Source organism: Solimonas marina (assembly GCF_012241385.1).
GTDB lineage: Bacteria > Pseudomonadota > Gammaproteobacteria > Nevskiales > Nevskiaceae > Solimonas > Solimonas marina.
On sequence record NZ_JAAVXB010000017.1, the window covers coordinates 38,254 to 49,456 of the forward strand.

Consider the following 11,203-nt stretch of genomic DNA (forward strand, 5'->3'; position numbering starts at 1 on the left):
TTGCGCGCAGCGCAAACGGGTGCGGGAGCATGCGCTCTCGTGCAAGCGGTCACACGTGAAGTCGGTGCGAGGGTTGCCGCATGAGCGCCGAAGCCGTGACCGTGCGCCCGGAAGACTTCAAGCTGCGCAGCCACGAGGCGCTGCACGACGCGCATCTGCGTTCGAGCTTCCGCGGCGCGATGGATTTTCTGATCGAGCGTCGCGCGCTGCAGTTCCCGGATCTGCAGGCCTTCGAGCGACTGCGCAAAATGGGTGAGCAGGTGCGCCAGCACGCGCTCAACCATCTGCCGGACCTGCTCGAAACGCTGGAAGCCAACCTGACCGCGCGCGGCGTGCAGGTGCACTGGGCGGAAACGCCGGAAGACGCCAACCGCATCTTCCTCGACATCGCGCAGCGCCACGAGGCGTCGCTGATGGTCAAGGGCAAGTCGATGGTCAGCGAGGAAATCGAGCTGAACCACACGATGGCCGCGCAGGACATCGAGTGCCTCGAAACCGACATGGGCGAGTACATCCTGCAGCTCGACGGCGATCGGCCCAGCCACATTATCATGCCGGCGATCCACAAGACCAAGCAGGATGTCGCCGAGATTTTCCACGAGCACATCAACGGTGCGCCGCTCACCGACGACGTCAACGAGCTGATCGGCATTGGTCGCCAGGCGCTGCGCGAGAAGTTCGGTGCCGCCAAGATCGGCGTGTCCGGCGTCAATTTCATGGTCGCCGAAACCGGCACGCTGGTGCTGGTCGAGAACGAAGGCAACGGCCGGCTGTGCACGACGGTGCCGGACGTGCATATCGCCATCACCGGCATCGAGAAGGTCGTAGAGAAACTCGAACACGTCCTGCCGCTGTACGCGCTGCTGCCAAAGAGCGCCACCGGTCAGGCGGTGACCACGTATCTGAACATCATTTCCGGGCCGCGCCGCGATGGCGAGAAGGACGGCCCGCAGGAAATGCATCTGGTGCTGCTCGACAACGGCCGCACCCAGGCCTATCGCGAGACGCGTTACCGCGCGACGCTGCAGTGCATCCGCTGCGGTGCGTGCATGAACCACTGCCCGGTCTACACACGCGTCGGCGGCCTGTCGTACGGCACCACGTATCCGGGGCCGATCGGCTCGATCATCTCGCCGCATCTGGTCGGCCTGGAATCGACACGTGACCTGCCGACCGCATCGAGCCTGTGCGGCGCCTGCGGCGAAGTCTGCCCGGTCAAGATTCCGATTCCGGACATGCTGATGAAGTTGCGCGAAGCGGGCCGGCATTCGGTGACCGAGTCGATGACGCCGCCAAGTCAGGCGCTGGTCGGGCAGGGCACGGTGCGCCGCCTCGGCGAAGTCCTGGCCTGGAAGGGCTGGCGCCTGCTGTACTCCAACGCCGCGCTGTACCGGCTGTTCGCGTGGCTGGCGCCGCGCCTGCGCTGGCTGACGCCGCCGGTGCAGGCCGGCTGGACGCAAAGCCGCGCACCGCTCAAGCCGGCGCCGCAGTCGCTGCGCGCGATGCTGGCGCAGCGCCGTCGCGATGGTGGGGGGTGATGCGCACGCATTCGGTTTAGACTTGATGATCGAGGCGCCGCAGAGCGCCGGATCAGGAAGCGGTCATTAGAAGATGACGGAGGAAGAGATGCGATCGCCACATCATCACATCGAAGCGGTCATGAGCGTGGTCGCGGGCGGGCAGTTGCCGGTACTCGACGAGCGGGCGGAAAGCCTCATCCACCGCTCGTGGTTTCGCTGCTACAACGACTACGGGCTGGACCCGTCGAGCCCGTTCGGCGCGCGCACCGAATCGCCGGCCAGCCTGCGCTACCTGCAGGTGGCCCGTGCCGGCATGGAAGAGCTGTATCAGCACGTTGCCGAACTCGGCTACGTGCTGCTGATCGCCGACGCCAACGGTGTCACGCTCGATGCGATCGGCGATCCGGCTTCGGATTCGCCGCTGGCCGCCGGCCTGGTGCTGGGCGCCAACTGGAACGAGCGTCTCGCCGGCACCAACGGCATCGGCACCTGCCTCGCCGAACGGCGCACGCTGACCTGTCACCGCGAGGACCATTACTACACTGGCATCGTCGGCCTCAGCTGCACGGCGACGCCGCTTTACGATCCGCTCGGCGAACTGCTCGGCGTGCTCGACCTGTCCGCCGTCAGCTCGCCGGAAGCGCGCGAGAGCCAGCATCTGGCACGCCATCTGACGGCGCTGTATGGGCGCATGATCGAGGATGCGAACTTCATCGATCACTTTCGCGAACACTGGATCCTGCGTCTCGGCACCGCCGCTGGTCTGGTCGACGTCAATGCGCAGGCGATGCTCGCGTTCGACGGCGACGGCATGATCGTTGGCGCCAACACCGGTGCGCGCAGTCGTCTGCGCATGCTCGAAGTCAGCGGCCTGGGCGGCGGCGACACGCTGATCGGCAACAACCTCAGCGCCGTGTTCCGCAGCCGCCCGCACGAAATCTGGAAGCTGGCGCGCACGCCGGAGGCGTCTTCGCGCGCCGCGCTCGACACCTGGCAGGGCGACCGCTACTACGCGGCCGTCGCGCTGCCGCGCAAGGCCGCCGGCGCCGTGCGCAAGCCGGCGATTCTGGTGCCGTCGTCGGTGCCGACGCTCGAGTCGCTGGCCGGCGACGATCCGCGCATGAACACGCTGATTTCACAGGTTCGCCGGCTTGCCAGCCGGCCACTGAACCTGCTGATCCAGGGCGAAACCGGCAGCGGCAAGGAGGTGCTGGCCAAGGCCGTGCACGAAGCCAGCGACCGCGCCGAGCAGGCGTTCGTTGCCGTCAATTGCGCGGCGATCCCCGAGTCGCTGATCGAAAGCGAGCTGTTCGGTTACATGCCGGGTACGTTCACCGGCGCGCGCAGCCGCGGCATGACCGGTCTGATCCAGCGCGCCAGCGGCGGCACGCTGTTCCTCGACGAGATCGGCGACATGCCGGTCGATCTGCAGACGCGCTTGCTGCGCGTGCTGTCGGAAGGCGAGGTGCTGCCGCTCGGTGCCGATCGTCCGGTGCCGCTCGATCTGCACGTCATTGCCGCCTCGCATCGCGACCTGCGCCAGATGATTGCCGCCGGGGCGTTTCGTGAGGATCTCTACTACCGCCTCTGTGGTGCGACGCTGGCGCTACCGCCGCTGCGCGAACGCGCCGACCTGCCGTATCTGATCCGCACCCTGCTCGACGAGGAGGCCGACGCACTGGGCTGTGAGGCGCGCATCGACGATGCGGCGTTCCAGCGCCTGCTGCGCTATCGCTGGCCGGGCAATATCCGTCAGCTCCGGCAGGTCCTGCGTTTTCTGCTGTCGGTCAGTGACGACGGCATTCGCGTCGAACATCTGCCGCCGGAACTGGGCGAGTTCGCCGACGCGGCGGCTCCGCCGATCCGCGTGGCGCCAGTCCCGCAAACGGCCTATGGCGATGCCGCATTGCCACACGATGCCGCGCATCTGCTCGACACCCTGCGCCGCCGGCACTGGAACATCACTGAGGCCGCTCGCGATCTGGGTCTGTGCCGCGCGACGATCTATCGGCGCATGAAGCGCCACGGCATCGTGCCGCCGAACCAGTTGCACTAGGTTCGCCGGCACGGCGGCAAGGGCATGCGGCGCCGTTCGTCGTGCGCGGGCGGCGCGGCGCGAACCGCAGCGGCCGGACGCACTACAATCGCGGCCCCGTCCGTCCTTGCCGCCCATGGCCTCTTTCGTCGTTGCCGCGCTGTATCACTTCGCCCGCATCCCGGATTTCGCGGCATGGCGTGAGCCGCTGCGCGCGGTGTGCGCGCAGGCTGGGGTGCGCGGCACGCTGCTGCTGGCGGCTGAGGGCATCAACGGGACGATCGCCGGATCGCGCAGCGGCATCGACGCGGTACTGGCCCATCTACGTGCCGATCCACGCTTTGCGACACTCGAACACAAGGAATCGCTGGCGCCGGAAATCCCGTTCGCACGCCTGAAGATCAAGCTCAAGCGTGAGATCGTGACCATGGGCGTGCCGGACATCGATCCGTCACGCAGCGCCGGCACCTATGTCGACCCGGCGCAGTGGAATGATCTGCTGACGAATCCGGACGTGCTGGTGATCGACACGCGCAACGCATACGAAGTGCGCGTCGGCACGTTTCATCGGGCGGTGTCGCCGCAAACGGAAAGCTTTCGCGAGTTCCCGGACTACGTCGAGCGCGAATTGCGCGGCCAGGAGCAACGGCCGATCGCGATGTTCTGTACCGGCGGCATCCGCTGCGAGAAGGCCACGGCCTATTTACGCGAGCAGGGTTTCGAGCAGGTTTACCACCTGCGCGGCGGCATCCTCAAATATCTCGAGGAGATGCCGGCGACGCAGAGTCTGTGGGCGGGCGAGTGTTATGTGTTCGACGAGCGCGTCGCCGTCGGCCATGGCTTGCGTCCGGGGCTTACACGTCGCTGTGACGCTTGCGGCGAGCCGTTGACGGCGGAAGAACAGGGCTCGGCGGACTACGACCCCGGCATCCACTGCCCGCGATGCGTCACCGGGCTGACACCGGCACGTCGCGCGATGCTGCAGATGCGGCGATCACAGCAGGGTCCGAGCGCGGCTACCGACGTGACGCCTGCCGACATCGACCGCGAATAGCGCGGCGGCCGCCGCGTCAGACGCAGCGGCGTGCCGCCGCCGATTCAGGTGCGCGGCCCGTAGATCTGGGTCAGCCGGTCCGGCGTGCCATCGATGCGTTCCAGCGTCGGATAGCGCGGCCCGTCGTAGTAGGCCATCGACACCGTGCGGTAGTGATCGCCGTCCTTGACCAGCAGGTCGATCGCACGGCGGCGCTTCCTGGCCTGCTTGAGCGCGGTGATCAGGCGCTCCTTGCGATACTCGCGCTGATCGACGGCGAGCAGCTTCATGCCGCTGCGCAGCCCGGCCTTGAATGCGACGCCGCCCCAGACCACATCGCCGATGATCGCGCCGCTGGTCAGCGACAGGCCCAGCGAATAGCTGAAGTCGTCCATCTTCAGTGCCGCCTCGACGCTCTTCAGATAAGCGCCGGGCTCCTCGGCGAACGCGAGCTTCCAGCCGCCGCGGCTCAGGCCGTCGAGCACCGCACGCGGCCGCAGCTTGTAGACGTTGCGCTGCAGATAGCGCGCCCAGTCGTATTCGGCGACGGCCTTCAGTGCGGTCACTACATCGTCGAACGTATACGGCGTCGGCGCGCGATCGCCGTCCTTGATGCCGAAGAACGCGGCGGCGAAGTCGTCGAGCGAGCGCTGATCGTTGGTGAGCTCGCGCAGACGCGTGTCGATGTCGAGCCAGATCAGCTGGCCTTCCTGGTAGTAGTCCTCGGTGCGCTGCCAGGTGACGTAGGACAGCGGCTGGCGATCGATGACGATCGGCTGCAGCGTGGTGTCGACCAGCGGCCGCCACTTGCGGCCCGGGCGCTTGAACTCGAACGTGGCGGCGACGGTGGCGATCACGTTCAGCGCGAACTCGGTGGTCCACAGCCCGGCGCGCGCCGCCAGCACCTGACCCCAGTATTGCGTCTGGCCCTCGTAGACCCACAGCAGTTCGTTGACCAGCGGCGTGCTGTAGTCCGGCACGCACTGCCCGGCCGGGCGGCGGAACTTGCCGTTCCACGAATGCACGTATTCGTGCGGCAGCAGATCGCGGTGCCAGACGTTCTTGTCCCACTCGGTGAAGTAGCCGGTGCTGACGCCGTTCTCGCTCGACTCGTGATGTTCGAGGCCGATGCCGCCGAGCTTGTCGCTCAGCGACAGCAGGAATTCATAACGACGGTAGTGCCGCGACTGGAACAGCGTGCGGGCTTCGCGCACCAGCTTGGCGTGTGCGTCGATCTGCTCGGACTTCGCTTCGAGGTACTGCGCCTCGTCGGCAACGACATTGAGGAACACGCCGGACTTGGCGTTGCCGTCCAGCGGCACGCGCTTGAAGTGCAGGCCGGCGAACAGCGGCGAGTCGATCAGCGTCGCCAACGATGCCGGCGCGAATTCGGTCCAGTCGCGCTTCTGGCGCGTCACGTCGAGCGCGCACGCGAACGACCACTTGGCCGGCAGCTTGAGCGACGGCTGGACCATCAGTGTGTGGATGTCATGACCGGCCGGATACAGCACCGCGAGATTCCACTGCAGGTCGATGATCTCGTCGGTCATCGTCACGCGGCCCTGGCGCGGGCTGACCGGCGTCAGGCACTGGAACTCGACGTCGACGGCAGTCGTGCCGGCCGGCAGCGCGATGTCGAAGCGATAGACATCACCCGGATCGCGCACCCAGTCGAGGCGACGCTTGCCGGCGCTGACCGTCAGGCCGCCGAGCATGTGAACCGGCCCGTAGGGCGAGTGATGGCCCGGCAGCCACTGCGGGAAGCGCAGCGACAGCGTTTCGCCGGCGGTCGGTACGCGCTGGCGGACTGCAAGAATGCGGCGCGCGGTATCGGTGGCGTCGACCTCGACGGTCATCACTGGTGGTTGTGTGGTGGTGCTCGCGCGGCGCGTCGGCGTTTTCGTTCTTTTCGTCATGATGCGGATCGGATACGTGGGGTCGGGCAGCCTGCAGGACCTAGGCGTCTGCGCGAGGGCGGGCTCGCGATATCGGACGCCGCGCGCTGCCGCGACGATGCATTCGATGATAGCGCGGGAATGTAGGGGGCGTGCTCAGCACAGTCTCTTGTCACGTCCATGAAGGGCAATGCGCACGATCCGTGCTCAGGCATGCGCGCACGTCCGTGCATCGCGCTCGACACACGGTCGACACTTGTGTTTCGAACAATGCGGCGGCTGCATCGAGTCGTAAACAAACGCTGCCATCTCCATCGTCGTGTCTCGGATCTAGTGCCGCCGCTTCGCGGCGGATGGCGGCACATCGCATTCACGCAACAAGGAGCCGCAAAGCATGAGCATCGATAAGTCGCGTCGTCGCTTTCTGCGTACGTCGCTCGGCAGTTCCGCCGCCGTGGCCGGGCTGTCGGTGTTTCCCCCGAGCATTCGTCGCGCCCTCGCCATCGAGGCGCACAACGAGACGCGCAGCATCCAGGACGTCCAGCACGTCGTCATGGTGATGATGGAGAACCGTTCGTTCGACAGTTACTTCGGCACGTTCCGCGGCGTGCGCGGCTACGGTGACCGCTTTCCGATTCCGCTCGCCAACGGTCAGAACGCGTTCTGGCAGACAGACGCAGACGGCAACACCCAGACGCCGTATCACCTCGACGAGACGGCCGGCAACGCGCAGCGCGCCGGCGGTACGCCGCATACCTGGCCGGACGCGCAGGCGGCCTGGGATCACGGCCGCATGAACCGCTGGCCGGCGACCAAGCATCCGCTGTCGATGGGCTATTACAACACCGAGGAAGTCGAATTCCAGCGCGCCCTCGCGGATGCGTTCACGGTCTGTGATGCCTATCACTGCTCGATGCACACCGGCACGATTCCGAATCGCCTCTATTACTGGACCGGTACCAACGGCCCGTCCGGCGATGGCGTGGCGGCGATGATCAACGAGTTCAACGGCGGCAACGACGTCGGCCCGTCGAGCGAAGGCTGGACCTGGATGACTTATGCCGATCGCCTGGAAGCCGCCGGCGTGCGCTGGAAGGTTTATCAAAGCCTAGCTGACAACTTCGGCTGCAACGAGATGATGAGCTTCCAGCACTGGCGCGCGGCGATGGAGGCGATGCCGGAAGAACGCCGGCCCAAGGCCTTGCCGGACACGACGCCGGCCTATGATCCAGCGATCGACGACGCCCTGAGCCCGCTCGCCAAGGGCTTTTGCAACACGATGCCGGATGGTCTGCTGCAGACGCTGCGCGACGACGTTGCCAACGGCACGCTGCCGCAGGTGTCCTGGATCATTCCGCCGTCGACCTACAGCGAGCATCCCGGGCCGTCGAGCCCGGCACAGGGCGGTTGGTATGTGCAGGCTGTACTCGATGCGCTGACGGCAAATCCGCAGGTCTGGAGCAAGACGGTGTTGCTCGTGAACTACGACGAGAACGACGGTTTTTTCGATCACCTGCCGCCGCCGAGCGCACCTTCATACAACGACGACGGTACGCTGGCCGGTGCCAGCACGCTGTCCGATGCCGACATGGCCTTCGAGTACTACAACTACACACCGGCGACGTCGAAGCAGCCGGCCGCCGACGGCAAGCCGTTCGGGCCGGGACCGCGCGTGCCGTTGTGGGTGATCTCGCCATGGAGTCGCGGCGGCTGGGTCGACTCTCAGGTCTTCGATCACACCTCGATCCTGCTGTTCCTCGAAAAGCGCTTCGGCGTGGTCGAGCCGCAGGTCGGCGCCTATCGCCGTGCGGTCTGCGGCGACCTGACCAGCGCGTTCGACTTCAAGCGCCCGAACGAGCGACCGATTCCGACGCTTGAAGGTCGCACCACGCAGGCTGCCGCCGATGCGTTGGCCGCGAGCCAGCAGACACAGGCGGCGATTCCGGTGCCGACCGATCCGGTCGCGCCGTTACAGGCGCGCGGTATCCGTCCGTCGCGCGCGCTGCCGTACCGGCTCTACACGATGGCCGACGTCGATACCGACGCGCAGCGTTTGACGCTGACCTTCGGCAACGACAGCCGCGACGCCGCCGGCGCGGTCTTCCACGTCTACGACAAGCTGCACCTGGACCGCATTCCGCGTCGCTATGTGGTCGAGGCCGGCAAGACGCTGACTGGCGACTGGGACCTGGGCGACGACCTCGGCGCCTACGACCTGTGGGTGCTCGGCCCGAACGGCTATCACCGTGCGTACCGCGGCGCCACGCGTGAACTGTCGGCCGCCGTGCAGCCGGAAGTGGAGATCGCCTGCGACAACCATCGTCCGCTGGTGGTGCTGACGGTGCGCCTGCGCAACGACGGCCGTCATCCGTGCAGATTCCGCATCGACGCGATGGCCTACCGCAACGGCGGGCCGTGGGCGGTCAACGTGCCGCCGCGCAGCGAGCGCGAGTTCCGCTGGCCGGTCGGCGACGACGGCCATTGGTATGACTTCGAAGTGAGCTGCGATGCCTCGGCATCGTTCAAACGGCGCTTCGCCGGCCGCATCGAAACCGGCGGCGATACGATCAGCGATCCGGCCATGGGTTTGGGCTGATCCACCGCGGCCGGCGGCGCTCGCCGCCGCCGGCCGCTCGCGGTGTCAGTCACCCATTTCGATCAGCTTGTCGCGCATGGTTTGCAGCGCGTGGCGCAACTGCGTGACTTGCGAAGACGGAACGTCGCCCATGATGCGGTCGGTGACGTCGTCGACGATGCGCTTGGCGCGTTCGAAGATCGCTTTGCCGGCCGGGGTGATACGCACCAGCACGCTGCGCTTGTCGTCCGCGGCGTAGTTGCGGGCGACCCAGCCGCGCGCCTCCAGGCCGTCGAGACTGTGGGTGAGACGCGTGCGCTCGAATGCGGTCCACTCGGCCATGTCGCGCACGCTCAGCGGTCCCTTGCGCAGCGCGGCGCTGAGGATGCGGAACTCCGTGGCGCTGAGGCCGATCGGCTTCAGCGCCTTCTGCAGGGCGCGCTGTCGTCGATAGACGACTTGCGTGCACAGAAAAAAGAGATGGCTTTCGAGTTCCATGATTGGCGTCTTCGGCGCAGTAATGCCTTGCATTTTATGTGAAATTTCATTTTCATGCCGGCGCCGATCCGATCACGAATCTCGGCGTTCGGGTCTTTCCCAATATAGATTTCAGGCCAGTCCGCCGATCGGCTCGCCGCGTGATCTCGGCATAAATAGGTGAAATTTCACTTTTAAAAGTTTTGTGTGTAGGATCGCGCTCATTGGGGGCCGCGAGGGGTGGCCGCCGCAGCCGGAGCGCAGCGATGAACGATGTGACGGGGTTTGCCGAGCAACTGGGCGACATTCCATTCGAATGCGATGCGGAGCAGGTGCGTCGTCGCAGCCGCGACATGTCGATGCATTTCAGCCCGATCATTCGTCGCGATGCGGCCGACAAGGTTGCCGATCTGATCGTGCGGCCGCGGACCGAAGCCGACGTGTTGCAGGTCGCGGCGGCGGCCGCGCGAACCCGCATGCCGCTGATCATGCGAGGCGGCGGAACCTGCAATCTCGGCCAGGGCGTGCCGCTGCACGGCGGCGCCATCGTCGACATGACGGCGCTTTCCGAAGTGCTGTGGGTGCGCGAGCATCGCGTCCGCGCGCAGGCCGGCGCACGCCTGATCGCGATCGACGAGACGACGCGACCGCTGGGCGGCGAACTGCGCATGCACTCGTCGACCAAACGTGCGGCGACCGTCGCCGGCTATGTCGGTGGCGGCCACGCCGGGATCGGTAGCTGCACCTGGGGCATCCTGCGCGATCGCGGCAACATCCTCGGACTGCGCGTGATCAGCGTCGGCGAGCAACCGGAGGTCGTCGAGCTGCGCGGCGACGACGTCAACCTGGTGCATCACGCCTACGGCACCAACGGCATCATCACCGAAGTCGAGCTGCCGCTGGCGCCCGCCTGGCCGTGGGTCGAAGTGATCGCGCTGTTCCCGGCCTTCATGACCGCCGTCGAGTTCGCGTATGAGCTGGGGTTGGCGGACGGCATCATCAAAAAGCTGATCTCGCTCGACGACTGGCCGAACTGGCACTACATGAGCGCGATGCGGCCGTTCGGCCGCGACGGCGACAGCATGGCGCGCTGCATGATCGCCGCGCCGTCGATGGAAGCGTTCCGCGCGCTGGTGACGCGCTATGGCGGCGAGATTCGTTCCGAGGCGGCCGAGGGCGCCGGCAGCTATGGCGCGCCGCTCTACGAGTTCTGCTGGGGCCATGCGCGGCTCAAGGTCAATCGCGAACGGCGCGACATCGTCAACAACATCGGCCTGTATCTCGATCCCGACGCGGTGGCCGCGGTGGCACGCAGCCATCGCCGCTTCCGCGAATTGGGCGGCCTGCACCTGGAGGTCAAGCGCTACGCCGGGCGTCTCGCGTTCCAGGGATCGCCGTACTACGGCTATGTCGACGATGCGCAGGTGGCCGACGTGATTCGTGGCATGACCGAAGATGGTGCGATGGTTGCGAACAACCATACGTTTTTCGTCAAGGACAACGGCATGAAGCACGTCGAGGCGCGTGACGCCGAGTTCAAGCAGCGCATGGATCCGTACGGCCTGATGAATCCGGGCAAGTTCGACGTCGGCGGCGGCGCGGCCGGGCACAGCAGCGGTGTCGAGCTGCCGACCACCGGCTGGCAGTACGAACGGCCGGCGGCGTGAG

Annotated in this window: 7 protein-coding genes; 5 read left to right on the forward strand and 2 right to left on the reverse strand. The window is 66.4% G+C overall.

Going from position 1 to position 11,203, the window contains the following annotated elements; translation table 11 throughout:
* The first annotated feature begins 80 nt into the window (after positions 1 to 80).
* The 3 genes from G7Y82_RS20120 (at position 81) to trhO (ending at position 4,609) form a co-directional block, all read left to right on the forward strand.
* Complete coding sequence (locus tag G7Y82_RS20120; protein WP_168149931.1) at positions 81 to 1,538, forward strand: LutB/LldF family L-lactate oxidation iron-sulfur protein; 1,458 nt, start codon at positions 81 to 83, stop codon at positions 1,536 to 1,538.
* Between the two features lie 88 nt (positions 1,539 to 1,626).
* A complete protein-coding gene (locus tag G7Y82_RS20125; RefSeq protein ID WP_168149932.1) occupies positions 1,627 to 3,576 on the forward strand; it encodes a sigma-54-dependent Fis family transcriptional regulator in 1,950 nt (649 codons plus the stop codon).
* Between the two features lie 115 nt (positions 3,577 to 3,691).
* A complete protein-coding gene (gene trhO / locus G7Y82_RS20130) occupies positions 3,692 to 4,609 on the forward strand; it encodes an oxygen-dependent tRNA uridine(34) hydroxylase TrhO (RefSeq protein WP_168149933.1) in 918 nt (305 codons plus the stop codon).
* A gap of 44 nt (positions 4,610 to 4,653) precedes the next feature.
* Here the strand turns inward: trhO and G7Y82_RS20135 are convergent, their stop codons facing one another.
* Positions 4,654 to 6,504, reverse strand: coding sequence for a M61 family metallopeptidase (locus G7Y82_RS20135; RefSeq protein WP_168149934.1), 1,851 nt, complete (start codon positions 6,502 to 6,504; stop codon positions 4,654 to 4,656).
* Positions 6,505 to 6,877: 373 nt separating this feature from the next.
* Here G7Y82_RS20135 and G7Y82_RS20140 point away from each other — a divergent pair, with 373 nt between their 5' ends.
* On the forward strand, positions 6,878 to 9,079 hold the full coding sequence (locus G7Y82_RS20140; protein ID WP_168149935.1) for a phosphocholine-specific phospholipase C: 2,202 nt from the start codon (positions 6,878 to 6,880) through the stop codon (positions 9,077 to 9,079).
* 45 nt (positions 9,080 to 9,124) lie between these two features.
* On the opposite strand, the gene G7Y82_RS20145 is transcribed toward G7Y82_RS20140, so the two are convergent.
* Positions 9,125 to 9,556, reverse strand: a complete 432-nt coding sequence (locus tag G7Y82_RS20145) for a MarR family winged helix-turn-helix transcriptional regulator (protein WP_206370927.1) — start codon at positions 9,554 to 9,556, stop codon at positions 9,125 to 9,127.
* A gap of 245 nt (positions 9,557 to 9,801) precedes the next feature.
* On the opposite strand from G7Y82_RS20145, the gene G7Y82_RS20150 reads away from it, so the two are divergent.
* Positions 9,802 to 11,202, forward strand: a complete 1,401-nt coding sequence (locus tag G7Y82_RS20150) for an FAD-binding oxidoreductase (RefSeq protein WP_168149937.1) — start codon at positions 9,802 to 9,804, stop codon at positions 11,200 to 11,202.
* Position 11,203 lies beyond the last annotated feature (1 nt).